17 protein-coding genes are annotated in these 17,991 nt (G+C 59.5%); 14 read left to right on the forward strand and 3 right to left on the reverse strand.

Features of this window, described 5'->3' with window-relative positions; genetic code table 11:
- Positions 1–132: 132 nt before the first annotated feature.
- The 7 genes from BT199_RS20170 to BT199_RS20200 all read left to right on the forward strand — a co-directional run bounded on the left by BT199_RS20170 (position 133) and on the right by BT199_RS20200 (position 5,757).
- Positions 133–771: a peroxiredoxin gene (locus tag BT199_RS20170; protein ID WP_072435350.1), complete on the forward strand. Its 639-nt coding sequence runs from the start codon at positions 133–135 to the stop codon at positions 769–771.
- A 318-nt stretch (positions 772–1,089) separates the two neighbouring features.
- Positions 1,090–1,683 (forward strand): NADPH-dependent FMN reductase, encoded by a 594-nt coding sequence (gene ssuE, locus BT199_RS20175; protein ID WP_014720392.1) that lies wholly within the window; start codon positions 1,090–1,092, stop codon positions 1,681–1,683.
- A 97-nt stretch (positions 1,684–1,780) separates the two neighbouring features.
- Complete coding sequence (locus BT199_RS20180) at positions 1,781–2,749, forward strand: sulfonate ABC transporter substrate-binding protein (protein WP_014720391.1); 969 nt, start codon at positions 1,781–1,783, stop codon at positions 2,747–2,749.
- Positions 2,750–2,775: 26 nt separating this feature from the next.
- Complete coding sequence (gene ssuD, locus BT199_RS20185) at positions 2,776–3,924, forward strand: FMNH2-dependent alkanesulfonate monooxygenase (RefSeq protein WP_072435351.1); 1,149 nt, start codon at positions 2,776–2,778, stop codon at positions 3,922–3,924.
- 9 nt (positions 3,925–3,933) lie between these two features.
- A complete protein-coding gene (gene ssuC / locus BT199_RS20190) occupies positions 3,934–4,719 on the forward strand; it encodes an aliphatic sulfonate ABC transporter permease SsuC (RefSeq protein ID WP_003195258.1) in 786 nt (261 codons plus the stop codon).
- Positions 4,716–5,522 (forward strand): aliphatic sulfonates ABC transporter ATP-binding protein, encoded by an 807-nt coding sequence (gene ssuB / locus BT199_RS20195; RefSeq protein ID WP_032902254.1) that lies wholly within the window; start codon positions 4,716–4,718, stop codon positions 5,520–5,522. The genes ssuC and ssuB overlap by 4 nt, the downstream gene beginning before the upstream one ends.
- Positions 5,523–5,541: 19 nt before the next feature.
- On the forward strand, positions 5,542–5,757 hold the full coding sequence (locus BT199_RS20200) for a TOBE domain-containing protein (RefSeq protein ID WP_003176783.1): 216 nt from the start codon (positions 5,542–5,544) through the stop codon (positions 5,755–5,757).
- Between the two features lie 122 nt (positions 5,758–5,879).
- Here the strand turns inward: BT199_RS20200 and BT199_RS20205 are convergent, their stop codons facing one another.
- Both BT199_RS20205 and BT199_RS20210 read right to left on the reverse strand, forming a co-directional pair.
- The gene (locus BT199_RS20205) at positions 5,880–6,509 is read right to left on the reverse strand and encodes a TetR/AcrR family transcriptional regulator (protein WP_019817784.1); all 630 of its coding nucleotides are present in this window, start codon (positions 6,507–6,509) and stop codon (positions 5,880–5,882) included.
- Between the two features lie 225 nt (positions 6,510–6,734).
- On the reverse strand, positions 6,735–8,111 hold the full coding sequence (locus BT199_RS20210) for a glutamine synthetase family protein (protein WP_072435352.1): 1,377 nt from the start codon (positions 8,109–8,111) through the stop codon (positions 6,735–6,737).
- A gap of 597 nt (positions 8,112–8,708) precedes the next feature.
- Between BT199_RS20210 and BT199_RS20220 the strand changes: the two genes are divergently transcribed.
- The 7 genes from BT199_RS20220 (at position 8,709) to BT199_RS20250 (ending at position 17,112) form a co-directional block, all read left to right on the forward strand.
- Positions 8,709–10,067 (forward strand): glutamine synthetase family protein, encoded by a 1,359-nt coding sequence (locus BT199_RS20220; protein ID WP_003195249.1) that lies wholly within the window; start codon positions 8,709–8,711, stop codon positions 10,065–10,067.
- A 57-nt stretch (positions 10,068–10,124) separates the two neighbouring features.
- On the forward strand, positions 10,125–11,489 hold the full coding sequence (locus BT199_RS20225) for an aspartate aminotransferase family protein (RefSeq protein ID WP_014720386.1): 1,365 nt from the start codon (positions 10,125–10,127) through the stop codon (positions 11,487–11,489).
- Positions 11,490–11,672: 183 nt separating this feature from the next.
- Positions 11,673–12,767 (forward strand): polyamine ABC transporter substrate-binding protein, encoded by a 1,095-nt coding sequence (locus tag BT199_RS20230; RefSeq protein WP_019817783.1) that lies wholly within the window; start codon positions 11,673–11,675, stop codon positions 12,765–12,767.
- Between the two features lie 243 nt (positions 12,768–13,010).
- Entirely contained in the window at positions 13,011–14,105 is a 1,095-nt protein-coding gene (locus BT199_RS20235) for a polyamine ABC transporter substrate-binding protein (RefSeq protein WP_014720384.1), read from the forward strand.
- Positions 14,106–14,171: 66 nt separating this feature from the next.
- A complete protein-coding gene (locus BT199_RS20240; RefSeq protein WP_003195240.1) occupies positions 14,172–15,314 on the forward strand; it encodes an ABC transporter ATP-binding protein in 1,143 nt (380 codons plus the stop codon).
- Positions 15,311–16,231: an ABC transporter permease subunit gene (locus BT199_RS20245; protein ID WP_003195238.1), complete on the forward strand. Its 921-nt coding sequence runs from the start codon at positions 15,311–15,313 to the stop codon at positions 16,229–16,231. The genes BT199_RS20240 and BT199_RS20245 overlap by 4 nt, the downstream gene beginning before the upstream one ends.
- A complete protein-coding gene (locus BT199_RS20250; protein ID WP_003195236.1) occupies positions 16,228–17,112 on the forward strand; it encodes an ABC transporter permease subunit in 885 nt (294 codons plus the stop codon). Before BT199_RS20245 ends, BT199_RS20250 begins: the two co-directional genes overlap by 4 nt.
- Before the next feature lie 141 nt (positions 17,113–17,253).
- On the opposite strand, the gene BT199_RS20255 is transcribed toward BT199_RS20250, so the two are convergent.
- A complete protein-coding gene (locus tag BT199_RS20255; RefSeq protein WP_072435354.1) occupies positions 17,254–17,895 on the reverse strand; it encodes an HD domain-containing protein in 642 nt (213 codons plus the stop codon).
- Between the last annotated feature and the right edge of the window lie 96 nt (positions 17,896–17,991).

Consider the following 17,991-nt stretch of genomic DNA (forward strand, 5'->3'; position numbering starts at 1 on the left):
AGGCCGTTCCCAAGTCCAATGAACTGATTTTTAATATTCCTTTATCGTCTAGATAAATCGATATTTATTCTTTTTAAATCAGCAAAAATCCATGCACAGTGGGCTCCATAAGCACTCACCAGGAGCCATACCATGAGCCTAAGACTGGGCGACATCGCCCCCGACTTCGAACAGGATTCCAGCGCCGGCAAGATTCGCTTCCACGAATGGCTGGGCGACAGCTGGGGTGTGCTGTTTTCCCACCCGGCGGACTTCACGCCGGTGTGCACCACCGAACTGGGTTTCACCGCCAAGCTCAAGGATGAATTCGCCAAACGTGGGGTCAAGGCCATCGCCCTGTCGGTAGACCCGGTGGACTCGCACCACAAGTGGATCGAAGACATCAACGAGACCCAGAACACCGTGGTCAACTTCCCGATCCTGGCCGACGCCGACCGCACGGTCTCGGACCTCTACGACCTGATCCACCCAAATGCCAGCGATACCCTCACCGTGCGCTCCTTGTTCGTGATCGACCCGAACAAGAAGATCCGCCTGACCATCACCTACCCGGCCAGTACCGGGCGTAACTTCCATGAAATCCTGCGGGTGATCGACTCGCTGCAACTGACCGACAACCACAAGGTGGCGACGCCGGCCAACTGGCAGGATGGGGATGAAGTGGTGATCGTGCCGTCACTCAAGGACGAGGAAGAGATCAAGAAACGCTTTCCCAAGGGCTATCGCGCGGTGAAGCCGTACCTGCGTCTTACCCCACAACCCAATCGTTAAGGCTGATATCGCCAGCGCGGGCAAACCCGGCTCCCACAGTTGACCGCATTCCCCTGTGGGAGCCGGGCTTGCCCGCGATGGCGGCCTCATGAACAGCACAGGCTTCAAGTTGCAAACCGTCTCACACAGCAGGGGTTTTCAGGCCGTTTCGACGGCCTTTTTTTTCGCCTGGCGATTGGTTAAACGCTTATGTATTTATGGAATAAACAAATGAATAAATAAGATTTATAGATATATAAATCTGCTGATAAGGTCTATCCCATCTTGGCGCCATCGCCGCACAGCGAACCGCCGACACTTGCTCAAGGAATCTCCTGCATGCTGGTCGTAACACTTGGAGGCAGTCCCAGCCAGCGTTCCCGCTCTGGGGTCTTGCTGGATAAAACCCGTCAGTGGCTGCAACAGCAGGGCGTGGAAGTGGTGAGTTACCAGGTACGGGACTTCCCGGCTGAAGACTTGCTGCACGCACGCTTCGACAGCCCCAAGGTCATCGACCTGCTGCAACAAGTCGCCAATGCTGACGGGCTGGTGATCGCCACGCCGGTGTACAAGGCGTCGTTTTCCGGGGCGTTGAAAACCGTACTGGACCTGCTGCCGGAGCGTGCGCTGGCCCATAAGGTGGTGCTGCCGATGGCGACCGGCGGCAGCATCGCCCACATGCTGGCGGTGGACTACGCCCTGAAGCCGGTGCTGTCGGCCCTCAAGGCGCAGGAATTGCTCCACGGTATTTTTGCCGAAGACAGCCAGATCGCCTATGGCGAAGGCAGTGTTCAGGCGCAACTGGTGCCGGTACTTGAACAGCGTCTGCACGAAGCCCTGGAGCAGCTCTACAGCGCCATGGCGCGACGGCCAAAACCTTTGGACCCTGACGTATTGAATGAACGTTTGTTGAGTGCTCGCTGGAGCATCTGAGCCTCACCCCGAAAAGCTGGAAACCCTCACCTTACTCAGCCGACAACGGCCAAGCAGGTGCAGCCAAAACCCTAATCGCACAGTTGGAGAGAGCGCCATGCGCACTGTCATCTTGCGTCGTGGTCTGGTCGCACTCTTTGCTGCGGCTGTGTCCTTCGGCGCCATCGTTCAAGCCCAAGCCGCCGAGACCTTGCGGATCGGTTATCAGAAGTACGGCACCCTGGTGCTGCTCAAGGCCAAGGGCACCCTGGAAAAACGCCTGGCCGACCAAGGCGTGCAGGTGCAGTGGACCGAGTTCCCCGGTGGCCCGCAATTGCTCGAGGGCCTGAACGTCGGCTCCATCGACTTCGGCGTTACCGGCGAAACCCCACCGGTGTTTGCCCAGGCGGCTGGCGCCGATCTGCTCTACGTCGCCTACGAACCACCCGCGCCTACCAGCGAAGCGATCCTGGTGCCCAAGGACTCGCCGATCAAATCGGTGGCCGAGCTCAAGGGTAAAAAGGTCGTGCTCAACAAAGGCTCCAACGTGCACTACCTGCTGGTGCGTGCCCTGGAAGATGCCGGCCTCAACTACACCGACGTAAAGACCGTGTTCCTGCCCCCCGCCGATGCCCGTGCCGCATTCGAGCGTGGCAGCGTGGACGCCTGGGTAATCTGGGACCCGTACCAGGCCGCCGCCGAGAAGCAACTGCAAGCGCGCACCCTGCGAGACGGCACCGCAATTGCCGACAACCATCAGTTTTACCTAGCCACCAAACCCTACGCCGAACAGCACCCGCAAGTGATCAAGGCGTTGGTGGAAGAGGTGCGTGCGGTAGGCGAATGGTCCAAGGCCAACCCGCAGGAAGTGACTGAGCAGGTCGCCCCACTGCTCGGCCTGCCGGCAGATATCACCCTCACATCGGTGAAACGCCAGGGCTACGGCGCGCTGTTCCTGACCCCGGAAGTGGTCGCCGCCCAGCAGAAAATCGCAGACACCTTCTACCAACTCAAATTGATCCCCAAGCCCTTGAGCATCAAGGACGTGATCTGGACGCCACCCGCCGCGGTTGCCAAAGCGCCGTAATCCGACTTCATTCAGGAGACAACTCCATGAGCCTCAATATTTTCTGGTTCCTGCCCACCCACGGCGACGGTCATTACCTTGGCACCGCCGAAGGCGCCCGCGCTGTCGACCACGGTTACCTGCAACAAGTGGCCCAGGCTGCCGACCGCCTGGGTTTCGGCGGGGTGTTGATCCCTACGGGCCGCTCTTGCGAAGACTCGTGGTTGGTGGCCGCCTCGCTGATCCCCGTGACCCAGCGCTTGAAATTCCTGGTTGCCCTGCGCCCTGGGATCATCTCCCCGACCGTGGCCGCGCGTCAGGCCGCGACCCTGGATCGCCTGTCTGGTGGCCGTGCGCTGTTCAACCTGGTCACCGGTGGCGATCCGGAAGAACTGGCTGGCGACGGATTGTTCTTGAGCCATGAAGAGCGCTACCAGGCGTCGGTGGAATTCACCCGCATCTGGCGCCGTGTGCTGGAAGGCGAGACCGTGGACTACGACGGCGAGCACATCAGCGTCAAAGGCGCCAAATTGCTCTACCCACCGATCCAGCAGCCACGCCCGCCGCTGTATTTCGGCGGTTCCTCCGAGGCCGCCCAGGACTTGGCGGCCGAACAGGTGGAGATGGTGCTGACCTGGGGCGAGCCGCCGGCAGCCGTTGCGGAAAAGATCGCGCAGGTACGCGCCAAGGCTGCAAAACTGGGACGCACGGTGCGCTTTGGCATTCGCTTGCATGTGATCGTGCGCGAAACCAACGACGAAGCCTGGAAAGCCGCCGACAAACTGATCTCCCACCTGGACGACGAGACCATCGCCCGCGCCCAGGCGTCCTTGACGCGCTTCGATTCGGTGGGCCAGCAACGCATGGCAGCCTTGCATGGTGGTAGCCGTGACAACCTGGAAGTCAGCCCCAACCTGTGGGCCGGCGTCGGCTTGGTACGTGGCGGCGCAGGGACGGCGCTGGTGGGCGATGGCCCCACGGTTGCGGCGCGGGTCAAGGAGTACGCGGACCTGGGTATCGATACCTTTATCTTCTCCGGTTATCCACACCTGGAAGAGTCGTATCGGGTCGCCGAGCTGTTGTTCCCGCACCTGGATATCGAACGTTCCGAGCTGCCAAAAAGCGCCGGCTACGTCAGTCCGTTTGGCGAGATGGTGGCCAACGACATCCTTCCCAAAGCTGCGTCACAGAGCTGAGGCGCCGTTATGGACTTAGAAAAAATCAGCCATCGCGTGGCGCCCTGGGTGCTGCCGATCTTATTGCTGGCGGTGTGGCAGTTGTCGGTGTCGGCGGGTTGGTTGTCGACGCGCATTCTGCCAGCGCCGAGCGCAGTGATCGAAGCCGGGGTGAACCTGGTGGTCAGCGGCGAAATCTGGACGCACCTGGCCATCAGCGGCTGGCGCGCCGGCCTGGGCTTTGTGATCGGAGGCAGCATCGGTCTGGCCCTGGGCTTTATCACCGGCTTGTCGAAGTGGGGCGAGCGCTTGCTCGACAGCTCCGTGCAGATGATCCGCAACGTGCCGCACCTGGCGCTGATTCCGCTGGTGATCCTGTGGTTCGGCATTGATGAGACCGCGAAAATTTTCCTGGTGGCCCTGGGTACCTTGTTCCCGATCTACCTGAACACTTACCACGGCATCCGCAATGTCGACCCGGCACTGGTGGAAATGTCGCGCAGCTATGGCTTGTCCGGTTTCAGCCTGTTCTGGCAAGTGATTCTGCCGGGCGCGCTGCCGTCGATCCTGGTGGGGGTGCGCTTCGCCCTGGGCTTCATGTGGCTGACGCTGATCGTGGCGGAAACTATCTCGGCAAGTTCCGGCATCGGTTACCTGGCGATGAATGCCCGTGAATTCCTGCAAACCGACGTGGTGGTGCTGGCCATCGTCATGTACGCCATCCTCGGCAAGCTGGCCGACCTGGCAGCCCGTGGGCTGGAACGTGTGTGGCTGCGCTGGCACCCGGCGTATCAAGTCAAAGGAGGTGCAGCATGACGGCCCAACAACCTCCGCGTCTGTTGAAGGGTATCCCACTGGCGGTGCGCAAATTGCGCAAGGCCTTTGGTACCCGCGAAGTGCTCAAAGAGATCGACCTGCATATTCCCGCGGGGCAGTTCGTGGCTGTGGTCGGCCGCAGCGGTTGCGGCAAAAGTACCTTGCTGCGCCTGTTGGCGGGGCTGGACAAAGCCAGTGGCGGCGAGCTGCTGGCCGGCTCCGCGCCACTGCACGAAGCGATTGAAGATACACGGTTGATGTTCCAGGAAGCGCGTTTGCTGCCCTGGAAAAAGATCATCGATAACGTCGGCCTGGGCCTCAAGGGCGACTGGCGGCCCAAAGCGCTGGATGCGCTGGAAGCGGTTGGCCTGGCCGAGCGCGCCAATGAATGGCCGGCGGCGTTGTCCGGTGGCCAGAAACAGCGCGTGGCACTCGCCCGGGCGTTGATCCACCAGCCGCGCCTGTTGCTGCTCGATGAGCCGCTGGGCGCACTGGATGCCCTGACCCGCATCGAGATGCAGCAACTGATCGAAAACCTGTGGCGCAAGCACGGTTTCACGGTGTTGCTGGTGACCCACGACGTCAGCGAAGCCGTGGCGATTGCCGACCGCGTGATTCTGATTGAAAACGGCGAAATCGGCCTCGACCTGAACATCGACCTGCCACGCCCACGGGCCCGTGGCTCACATCGCTTGGCCGCGCTGGAAGCCGAAGTGCTCAACCGCGTGCTGTCGCTACCCGGTTCCCCACCGGAACCCGAACCTGTTTCACCGCTGCCGACGCAATTGCGTTGGGCTCAATAACTCACACAGGAAAAACACCATGACTATTAAAGCCATCAACGTGCGTAACCAGTTCAAAGGCACCATCAAGGAAATCGTGGTTGGCGACGTGCTGTCGGAAATTGACGTGCAGACTGCGTCCGGCATTGTCACCTCGGTGATCACCACCCGTTCGGTCAAGGAGTTGGAGCTGGTGATCGGCAGTGAAGTGATTGCCTTTGTGAAATCCACTGAGGTGTCGATTGCCAAGTTGTGATAACGCCACTGATCGTTCCCACGCTCTGCGTGGGAATGCCGCCTGGGGCGCTCCGCGTCCCGCTGTGCCAAAGGTGACGCAGAGCGCCACGGGATGTATTCCCACGCAGAGCGTGGGAACGATCAGCGCTTGGGCAGATAGGCCGGCAAATAAAGCCCCACATACGCGTCAAACACCCGCATGCCTTCCTCCGCCATGCGCGGCGTAATCAGCCCATGCTGATGCACCGACCGCGCGTACACGCGGTCGCTCAACTCCAATGCCAGGGCAAACACGTCCACATCGCTCGGTAGCGTGGGCACTTCAAAGTGGCGATTGAACACCGCCAGCATCAAGTCGCCCAATTCCAGATCATGCTGGCGATCGGCCTGGGTCACTTCGGTCAACCCGTGCTGAGCGAGGATCAACTGGCGCGCCGCGGCATCGTTGCTGTAGATGCTGAGCATGCGTTGTTCAACGATGTAGGACAGGTCGCGCCAATGCTTGAGCGATTCATGCTCGATGGGTGCCTGGATGGCGGCGCGAAAGGCTGCGTGAACGTCAGCGGTCAACGCCTCCAGCAACGCCGGCACACTGGCGAAAAAGTGGTACACCGATGACGGTGGAATCTGTGCCCGTTCGGCCACGCTGTAGATCGACAAACTGGCCACACCTTCGGCGGCCAGCAAGGTGCGGGCGGCGTCGAGGATCGCATCGATCCGGGCCTGGCTGCGGGCGCGGGGTTTGCGAACAGTGGCGGGGCGGGTGGTCATGGATGTCTCCTACAAGGCAGCGGGCATTGTATGAGCAGGAAGGTGTGTTGTCTGCCAGGCCGCCTTCGCGAGCAAGCCCGCTCCCACATTTAACTGCATTCCAAAGTTGAAACCCGACCCCTGTGTGGGCTTGCTCGCGAAGAGGCCAACTCGGTCTACCGGTAGAAACCCATAAAAAAACGCCACTGACCAAAATCAGCGGCGTTCTTTTATTGCAGCAACCGCTTACACGGTATGCAGGTACCAGTTGTACTCAAGGTCGGAGATGGAGTGTTCAAACTCCTCCAGCTCACTTTCCTTACAGGCGACGAAGATATCGATGTATTTAGGATCGATGTACTTGGCCATTACCTCGCTGTCGTCCAACTCACGCAGTGCATCGCGCAGGTTGTTCGGCAGGCTCTGCTCGTTCTGCTCGTAGCTGTTGCCTTCCACCGGAGCGTTCGGCTCGATCTTGTTGGTCAGGCCGTGGTGCACGCCCGCCAATACCGAGGCCATCAGCAGGTAAGGGTTGGCATCGGCGCCAGCCACACGGTGTTCGATACGCACGGCCTCGGACGAGCCGGTGGGTACGCGAATCGCCACGGTGCGGTTATCCAGGCCCCAGCACGGCGAGTTCGGCACGTAGAACTGTGCGCCGAAACGACGGTAGGAGTTGACGTTGGGGCACAGGAACGCCATCTGGGCGGGCAGGGTCTCCAGCACACCGCCGATCGCGTGACGCAATGCGGCGTTCTGCTCGGGATCCTCGCTGGCAAAGATGTTCTTGCCGTCCTTGTCCAGAATGGAGATGTGCACGTGCAAACCGTTGCCTGCCTGGCCTGGGTAAGGCTTGGCCATGAAGGTGGTGTCCATCTCATGGTCATAGGCGATGTTCTTGATCAGGCGCTTGAGCAGTACCGCGTAATCGCAGGCCTTGATCGGGTCGGCAACGTGGTGCAGGTTCACTTCGAACTGCGCCGGGGCACTTTCCTTGACGATGGCGTCCGCCGGGATGCCTTGCTCCTTGGCACCTTCCAGAATGTCCTGGAGGCAGTCGACGTATTCGTCGAGGTCGTCGATCAGGTAGACCTGTGTCGAGTGCGGGCGTTTGCCGGAGATCGGTGAGCGGGGCGGTTGTGGCCGGCCGTTCACGTTCTCCTGGTCGATCAGGTAGAACTCAAGCTCGAAGGCGGCGCAGATGGTCAGACCGAGGTCGTCAAACTTGGTAACAACTTGGCGGAGCACTTCGCGCGGATCGGCGAAGAAAGGTTCACCTTCAAGTTCGTGCATGGTCATCAGCAGTTGCGCGGTAGGGCGCTTTTGCCAGGGTTCATTGCACAGGGTGTCGGGGATTGGATAACAGATTCGGTCAGCATCACCGATGTCCAGGCCCAGGCCGGTGCTTTCCACCGTAGAGCCGTTGATATCCAGGGCAAATAAAGAGGCAGGCAGGTTAATGCCCTTCTCGTAAACCTTGTGGAGGCTGGTGCGTTCGATGCGCTTACCGCGCACCACACCATTCATATCCGCAATTAGAAGGTCTACGTACAGAACCTCAGGATGATCCTTAAGGAACGCGTTCGCTTCGTTAAGCTGAACGGCACGCGGGGGTACCGACATGATGCAACACCTTTGTTGTTAAAAATATCAATCATTGATCTTTTCTGGTTTCAGTCAACCCGAACGGCTTGCCGAAGTCAAGCGAGGCATTTTTTGCCCTAAAAAAGCGCCATGGAGCCTTTTTTGCGGGGTTTTGGGGCGGTTTTTTGGGTTTTAGGGGCTTGGGACCTGCAGGCTTGAGCGGGCCGTGTAGGATTTTTTACGGGGGTGTTGTGTAAAAAAATGAACAAGGCTAAGCTCGATTCAAACCCATAACAGCAATAATACCGGGGTGCTTCATGTTTCACCTGCCGCCAATCGGCGTCTGCGCCTGCTCCAGCCAGGCTTTGTCCGCAGCTCGTTCGCCCCGTGTGAATGCCCAGGCACCGGCCAATATTCTTGACGGCCCGGCCGATCTCCTTTTTGCCATCTCCGACGCCACTGAGCGACCCTCATCCGCCGTGCCGATCATAATTGCGCACAACTTTGGCCTGAGGAATGCAACCTGCGGGCAAATGGCAGGTAAGCTCCTACCCTGAATGAAAAAACGACGCGGATGCTGCGTCAACCAACGCCTGGCCTTTAATGGATGCCAGGAAACCCAGCCCAGAGGCATTTATGAGTAACAACCTCGACCAGCTCACCGATTGGTTGAAAGACCACAAGATCACAGAAGTCGAATGCATGATTGGCGACCTCACCGGTATTACCCGAGGCAAGATCTCGCCGACCAACAAGTTCATTGCCGAAAAAGGCATGCGCCTGCCCGAGAGCGTTCTGTTGCAGACCGTGACCGGCGACTATGTCGAAGACGACATCTATTACGAATTGCTCGACCCGGCCGACATCGACATGATCTGCCGCCCCGACCAGAACGCGGTATTCCTGGTGCCCTGGGCCATCGAACCGACCGCCCAGGTGATCCACGACACCTACGACAAGCAAGGCAACCCGATCGAGCTGTCGCCGCGCAACGTGCTCAAGAAAGTCCTCAAACTCTACTCCGACCGCGGCTGGCAGCCCATCGTGGCGCCGGAGATGGAGTTCTACCTGACCAAGCGCTGCGAAGACCCGGACTTCCCGCTGCAACCGCCGATTGGCCGCTCCGGCCGCCCGGAAACCGGTCGCCAGTCCTTTTCTATAGAAGCAGCCAACGAATTCGACCCGCTGTTTGAAGACGTCTACGACTGGTGCGAACTGCAGGAGCTGGACCTCGACACCCTGATCCACGAGGACGGCACCGCGCAGATGGAAATCAACTTCCGTCACGGCGATGCCCTGTCCCTGGCCGACCAGATCCTGGTGTTCAAGCGCACCATGCGTGAAGCCGCGCTCAAGCACGACGTGGCCGCCACCTTCATGGCCAAGCCCATGACCGGCGAGCCCGGCAGCGCGATGCACCTGCACCAGAGCATCATCGACATTGCCACCGGCAAGAACGTCTTCTCCAATGAAGACGGGACCATGAGCCAGCTGTTCCTCAACCACATCGGCGGCCTGCAGAAGTTCATCCCTGAATTGCTGCCTTTATTCGCCCCCAACGTGAACTCGTTCCGCCGCTTCCTGCCCGATACCTCGGCGCCGGTGAATGTGGAATGGGGCGAAGAAAACCGCACCGTCGGCCTGCGCGTACCGGATGCCGGCCCGCAGAACCGCCGCGTGGAAAACCGCCTGCCGGGCGCCGACGCCAACCCGTATCTGGCGATTGCCGCCAGCCTGTTGTGCGGCTACATCGGCATGGTCGAAGGCCATAACCCGAGCGCGCCGGTGGTGGGCCGTGGTTATGAGCGGCGCAACCTGCGCCTGCCGTTGACCATCGAAGACGCTCTGGAACGCATGGAAAACAGCAAGACCATCGAGAAATACCTGGGGCAAAAATTCATCACGGGCTACGTCGCGGTCAAGCGGGCCGAGCATGAAAACTTCAAGCGCGTGATCAGTTCGTGGGAGCGGGAATTCCTGCTCTTCGCCGTCTGATGCGCCGGGCGCGCCTTCTAAATGGCGCGCCTTCACTGAAAAGTCTAGGAGATTGGTATGTCCAGCAACAACCCGCAAACCCGTGAATGGCAAGCCTTGAGCAATGATCACCACCTGGCGCCGTTCAGCGACTTCAAGCAATTGAAAGAGAAAGGCCCAAGGATCATCACCAAAGCCCACGGCGTTTACCTGTGGGACAGCGAAGGCAACAAGATCCTCGACGGCATGGCCGGCCTGTGGTGCGTGGCGATCGGTTACGGTCGCGATGAACTGGCCGATGCCGCCGCCAAGCAGATGAAAGAACTGCCGTACTACAACCTGTTCTTCCAGACCGCACACCCGCCGGTATTGGAGTTGGCCAAGGTCATTTCCGATGTCGCGCCGGCAGGCATGAATCACGTGTTCTTCACCGGCTCCGGCTCCGAAGGCAACGACACCATGTTGCGCATGGTCCGCCACTACTGGGCGATCAAGGGCCAGCCCAACAAGAAAACCATCATTGCCCGCAAGAATGGCTACCACGGCTCTACCGTGGCCGGCGCCAGCCTGGGCGGCATGACCTATATGCACGAGCAGGGCGACTTGCCGATCCCGGGCATTACCCACATCGCGCAGCCGTACTGGTTTGGCGAAGGCGGCGACATGAGCCCCGAGGAATTCGGTGTGTGGGCCGCCAACCAGTTGGAAGAGAAAATCCTGGAGCTGGGCGTGGACAACGTCGGCGCCTTTATTGCCGAGCCGATCCAGGGTGCCGGTGGCGTGATCGTGCCGCCTGCCACGTACTGGCCGCGCATCAAGGAAATCCTCGCCAAGTACGACATCCTGTTTGTCGCCGACGAAGTAATCTGCGGCTTCGGCCGTACCGGTGAGTGGTTCGGTAGCGATTTCTACGACCTCAAGCCGCACATGATGACCATCGCCAAGGGCCTGACCTCGGGCTACGTGCCCATGGGCGGCCTGATCGTGCGTGACGAAGTGGTGGCGGTGCTCAACGAAGGGGGCGATTTCAACCACGGCTTTACTTACTCCGGCCACCCGGTGGCCGCGGCCGTGGCGCTGGAAAACATCCGCATCCTGCGCGATGAAAAAATCGTTAACCGTGTGCACGACGAAACGGCACCGTATTTGCAGAAACGTCTGAGGGAACTGGGCGATCATCCGCTGGTGGGTGAAGTACGCGGCGTCGGTATGCTCGGTGCGATCGAGCTGGTGCAGGACAAGGCGACGCGCAAGCGTCACGAAGGCAAAGGCGCCGGCATGATCTGCCGAACCTTCTGCTTTGAAAATGGCCTGATCATGCGCGCCGTGGGCGACACTATGATCATTTCGCCGCCACTGGTCATCAGCAAGGCTGAAATCGACGAGCTGGTCACCAAGGCCCGCCATTGCCTGGACCTGACTTTGGCTGCCTTGCAGGGCTAAGTGCTAGGCTCAGTGCGCGGTGCACTGGGCAGTTAAAAAGGCAGGGGCTTTGGTTGAAAGCCAGCCCCTGAACTTGCCAGACTGTCGCCCTGTTTTGTTGCCCTTCGGTTGGGCCGTAAAACATACAACGCTTGTGGCCCAAAAAAGAAAAAATTGGAGCATCACCAAATGAAGGCATTAGGTTTGAAGAACGCTGGCAAGACTCTCCTCGCCTTGTCCCTGATGGGCGCAATGGCGGGCGCGGCCCAGGCAGACAATAAAGTGCTGCACGTTTACAACTGGTCCGACTACATTGCACCGGACACCATCGCCAACTTTGAAAAAGAGTCGGGCATCAAAGTGGTGTACGACGTTTTTGACAGCAACGAAACCCTGGAAGCCAAGTTGCTGGCAGGCAAGTCCGGCTACGACATCGTCGTGCCGTCGAACAGCTTCCTCGCCAAGCAGATCAAGGCCGGTGTCTACCAGGAGCTGGACAAGTCCAAGCTGTCCAACTACGGCAACCTGAACAAATCCCTGCTCAAGGCTGTATCGGTCAGCGACCCGGACAACAAGCACGCCTTCCCGTACATGTGGGGCTCGATGGGCATCGGCTACAACCCGGAGAAGGTCAAGGCCGCACTGGGCGTGGACAAGATCGACTCGTGGGACGTACTGATGAAGCCGGAAAACATCGCCAAGCTGAAAAGCTGCGGCGTGAGCTTCCTCGATTCGCCAACCGAAATGCTGCCGGTAGCGCTGCATTACCTGGGCCTGCCGACCGACACGACGAAGAAGGCTGATCTGAAACAGGCCGAAGACCTGTTCATGAAAATCCGTCCTTCGATCGGCTACTTCCACTCCTCCAAGTACATCTCCGACCTGGCCAACGGCAACATCTGCGTGGCTGTGGGCTACTCGGGTGACATCGAACAGGCCAAAACCCGTGCGGCTGAAGCCGGTGGCAAGGTCAAGATCGCCTATGACATTCCCAAGGAAGGTGCTGGCAGCTTCTTCGACATGGTCGCCATTCCCAAGGATGCCGAAAACGTCGAGGCTGCCTACGCATTCATGAACTACCTGCTCAAGCCAGACGTCATGGCCGCGATCACCAACAGTGTGCGTTTCCCGAACGGTAACGAGAAAGCCACTGCCCTGGTCGATAAAGACATCACCAGCGACCCGGGTATTTATCCGTCGGCCGAAGTGCAATCCAAGCTCTACGCCATTGCCGACATGCCGGCGGCAACTCAGCGTGAAATGACCCGTAGCTGGACCAAGATCAAGTCCGGTAAATAACGCCAGAAACCTGTAGGAGCGAGCTTGTGTGGGAGCGGGCTTGCTCGCGAATGCGGAGCGTCAGCCAGCATATGTATCAACTGATACGCCACTTTCGCGAGCAAGCCCGCTCCCACACAAAACAGCTCTCAGAAATTAAATGACAGAAAGTTTTGCCGGATCGGTTTATCGACGGTAAGTTGCGCGCCGGTTTTGTTGCCGGGCAACAACTTCAAGGCCCCAACTATTCAAGAGGACCTCCACTTGCCAATTTCTTTATTTCGCAAAGCCATGCTGGTGGGTGCAGGTATCACGCTGGCTGCCAGCGTACAGGCCGCACCGACGGTGCATATTTATAACTGGTCGGACTACATCGGCCCCGACACCCTGGCCAACTTCGAAAAGGCCAGCGGTATCAAGCCTGTGTATGACGTGTTTGACTCCAACGAAACCCTGGAAGGCAAGTTGCTCGCCGGGCGCACCGGCTACGACGTGGTGGTGCCGTCCAACCATTTCCTGGGCAAGCAGATCAAGGCCGGGGCATTCCAGAAGCTCGACAAGTCACTGCTGACAAACTACGCCAACCTCGACCCGGTGCTGCTCAAGCGCCTGGAAAAGAACGACCCGGGCAACCAGTACGCGGTGCCGTACCTGTGGGGCACCAATGGCATTGGCTACAACGTCGACAAGGTCAAGGAAGTGCTGGGGGTCGACAAGATCGACTCCTGGGCCGTGTTGTTCGAACCGGAAAACATGAAGAAGTTGGCCACTTGCGGCGTGTCGTTCATGGACTCGGCCGATGAAATGCTGCCCGCAGTACTCAACTACATGGGCCTGGACCCCAACAGCACCAACCCGGCCGACTACAAGAAAGCCGAGGAAAAACTGCTGAAAGTGCGGCCCTACGTGACCTACTTCCATTCCTCCAAATACATCTCGGACCTGGCCAACGGCAACATCTGCGTGGCGGCCGGTTTCTCCGGCGATGTGTTCCAGGCCAAGGCCCGTGCGGCGGAGGCGGGCAAAGGCGTGAACATCGCCTACACGATTCCCAAAGAAGGCGGCAACCTGTGGTTCGACGTGCTGGCGATTCCCAAGGATGCCAGCAACGTCAAGGAAGCCCACGCCTTCATCAACTATTTGCTGCAGCCTGAGGTGATCGCTCAGGTCAGCGATCAAGTCGGTTACGCCAACCCTAACCCAGGGGCGGACAAACTGATGGAGCAATCGATACGCACCGACGCAGCGGTTTACCCACCGCAGGCGGTTCTCGAGCGGACATTCGTCAACTTTGAGCTACCCCCGAAAGTGCAGCGTTTAATGACCCGTAGCTGGACCAAGGTCAAGACGGGCAAGTAAGGCTAAAACTATCCAAGGCTGGCCCGCATTGGGCCGGCTGCACAGTTTTTTTTGGGAGTTTCGTAAATGGCAGTTGCCTCCGGCGCCTATAAGAAAGCCCTCGAGGGCGACCAGACACCGAAAAAGGTGCTGGTCAAAATCGACCGGGTCACGAAGAAGTTCGACGAGACGATTGCCGTGGACGATGTGTCCCTGGAAATCAAGAAAGGCGAGATCTTCGCCTTGCTCGGCGGTTCGGGTTCGGGCAAATCCACCTTGCTGCGCATGCTTGCAGGTTTCGAGCGCCCAACCGAAGGTCGCATCTACCTCGACGGTGTGGACATCACCGACATGCCGCCCTACGAGCGGCCGATCAACATGATGTTCCAGTCCTACGCCTTGTTCCCGCACATGACCGTGGCGCAGAACATCGCCTTCGGCTTGCAACAGGACAAGATCCCCAAGGCTGAAGTCGACGCACGCGTGGCCGAGATGCTCAAGCTGGTACAGATGAGCCAATATGCCAAGCGCAAGCCGCACCAACTGTCCGGCGGTCAACGCCAGCGCGTGGCACTGGCCCGCTCCCTGGCCAAGCGCCCGAAACTGCTGCTGCTCGATGAGCCGATGGGCGCCCTGGACAAGAAGCTGCGCTCGCAGATGCAACTGGAGTTGGTGGAAATCATCGAGCGCGTCGGCGTGACCTGCGTGATGGTGACCCACGACCAGGAAGAGGCCATGACCATGGCCGAACGCATCGCGATCATGCACCTGGGCTGGATCGCCCAGATCGGCAGCCCCATCGATATCTACGAAACGCCCACCAGCCGCCTGGTGTGCGAGTTCATTGGCAACGTCAACATTTTCGACACCCAAGTGGTGGACGACGCTGAAGGCCACGCGGTGCTCAAGTGCCCGGACCTGGACCGCGACATCTACGTGGGCTACGGCATCGCCACCTCGGTGGAAGACAAGTCGGTGACCTACGCGATTCGCCCGGAAAAGCTGCTGGTGACCACTGAAATGCCAACCTGCGAGCACAACTGGTCCAGCGGCAAGGTGCACGACATCGCCTACCTGGGCGGCCACTCGGTGTTCTACGTGGAGCTGCCGAGCGGCAAGCTGGTGCAGTCTTTCGTCGCCAACGCCGAACGCCGTGGCCAGCGCCCAACCTGGGGTGACCAGGTGTACGTGTGGTGGGAAGACGACAGCGGCGTGGTACTTCGCTCATGAACATGAAGAAATTCAAGCGGCGCTTGGATCGCATCGTGCCCAATGGCAAGCAGGTGGTCATCGGGATTCCTTTCCTCTGGCTGTTCCTGTTTTTCGCACTGCCGTTTTTCATCGTGCTGAAAATCAGCTTTGCCGAAGCCGATGTGGCGATCCCGCCCTATACCGAGATCTATACCTACGTTGAGCAAAAGCTGGAGGTGGTGCTGAACCTGGCCAACTACAGCTTGCTGGCGGGCGACGAGTTGTACATCGCCGCCTACCTGGGCTCGCTGAAGATGGCGTTTTTCAGCACGCTGCTGTGCCTGCTGATCGGCTACCCGATGGCCTACGCCATTGCCACCGCGCGCAAAGAGATGCAGACCGTGCTGGTGCTGCTGATCATGATGCCCACCTGGACCGCGATCCTGATCCGGGTGTATGCGTGGATGGGCATCCTCAGCAACAACGGCCTGCTCAATGGCTTCCTGATGTCCATGGGCTTGATCAACGAGCCGCTGCAGATCCTCAACACCAACATCGCGGTGTACATCGGCGTGGTCTATTCGTACCTGCCGTTCATGATCCTGCCCCTGTACGCCAACCTGGTGAAGCACGACCAGAGCCTGCTGGAAGCTGCTTCGGACCTCGGTTCGAGTACCTTCAACAGCTTCTGGAAAATCACCGTGCCGCTGTCCAAGAACGGCATCATCGCCGGTTGCATGCTGGTGTTTATCCCGGTGGTGGGCGAGTTCGTGATTCCTGAACTGCTCGGCGGCCCGGAAACCCTGATGATCGGTAAGGTGTTGTGGCAAGAGTTCTTCAACAACCGTGACTGGCCGGTGGCGTCTGCCCTGGCGGTGGTGATGCTGGCGATCCTGATCGTGCCGATCATCCTGTTCAACCGCAGCCAGGCCAAAGAGCTGGAGGGCAAGATATGAAGCGCTTTCGTTTCTCCAGCTTCATGCTGGTCGCAGGCCTGTTGTTCATCTACCTGCCAATGTTGATCCTGGTGATCTACTCGTTCAACGAATCCAAGCTGGTGACAGTGTGGGGCGGTTGGTCGATCAAGTGGTACGTGGGCCTGTTGGACAACACCCAGTTGATGGGCTCGGTGGCCCGCTCCCTGGAAATTGCCTGCTACACGGCGGTGGCGGCGGTGGCGTTGGGTACCCTGGCGGCCTTCGTGCTGACGCGCATCAGCCAGTTCAAGGGCCGCACGCTGTTCGGTGGCCTGGTGACGGCACCGTTGGTGATGCCCGAAGTGATCACCGGTCTGTCGCTGTTGCTGCTATTCGTGGCCATGGCGCAGATGATCGGCTGGCCCCAGGAACGTGGCATCGTCACCATCTGGATCGCCCACACCACCTTCTGTGCGGCGTATGTGGCGGTGGTGGTGTCGGCGCGCTTGCGTGAGCTGGACCTGTCGATCGAAGAAGCGGCGATGGACCTGGGCGCACGGCCGTGGAAAGTGTTCTTCCTGATCACCATCCCGATGATCGCGCCATCGCTGGCAGCGGGCGGCATGATGTCGTTCGCGCTATCGCTGGACGACCTGGTACTGGCCAGCTTCGTGTCGGGCCCTGGTTCCACCACCTTGCCGATGGAAGTGTTCTCGGCGGTGCGTCTGGGGGTTAAACCCGAGATCAACGCCGTGGCGAGCCTGATTCTGTTGGCGGTGTCGCTGGTGACCTTCCTGGTGTGGTTCTTCAGCCGTCGGGCCGAAGAGCATCGCAAGAAGGCTATTCAGCAAGCGATTGAAGAAGCCGCAGCGGATGGCTGGCAGCAGCCGGACAAGCGCCGGGCGCCAGCGCCGGTCTAATCAGGCCTGCCTGAAGAAACCGGATCAAAATGTGGGAGCGGGCTTGCTCGCGAATGCAGAGTATCAGTCACCAGATGTCTCGACTGATCCACCGCATTCGCGAGCAAGCCCGCTCCCACATTTGATTGCATTTCAGGTTGATTACATCGCCCAAGGCGACGTGCGGATCACCTGCACAAAATTCATCGGCGTGAACCCCGGCTCCTGGTCCACCAGCACGTCGGTCTTAACATTGCCAAACGTGGTCTGCGGGCGATGGCGCAAGCCGTCGGCGAACGCGCAGATGATGCACTCCTTGAACCCTTCACCCCGTGGATGCGCGTGCACCACCGCTTCGCGCTGCGCGCTGCTGAACGCGGCGTAGTCCATGCCCAGCACATCCATCTCCACACCAGCGGTCACCAGCGCTACGGTGGGACGCAAGTGTTTCGGCACGCCCGGCGTGGTGTGCAGTGCGATGGACAACCACACTTGTTCGATATCGTCATCGCTCAACCCATAGGGCTTGAGAAATGCGGCGGCGGCGTTGGCGCCGTCCACTTCAAAACGCTCGTCGTCACTGCGGTGGCCTTCCACCAGCCCCAGGTCATGGAACATCGCGCCGACGTAGAGCAACTCCGGGTCGTAGGCCAATTGCTTGCGCTCACCGCTCAAGGCGCCGAACAGGAAGACGCGGCGCGAATGGTGGTAGAGCAGGTCCGATTCGACGTCGCGGATGTATTCGGTGGTGGCCCTGGCCAAGGTGCTGTCAGGGATCTGGATACCGGCTATGGTGGTGCTCATGGTGGATCTCCTCTGGAAAGATTCCAGTCTGGTCCCATGACCCTGAAGCGGCTATCGCCACAGGGAGGCGATCCCGGCCAATGTGCCGCCACATCG

Source organism: Pseudomonas sp. NFR02 (assembly GCF_900119375.1).
In the GTDB taxonomy this organism is placed as follows: Bacteria; Pseudomonadota; Gammaproteobacteria; order Pseudomonadales; family Pseudomonadaceae; genus Aquipseudomonas; species Aquipseudomonas paracarnis.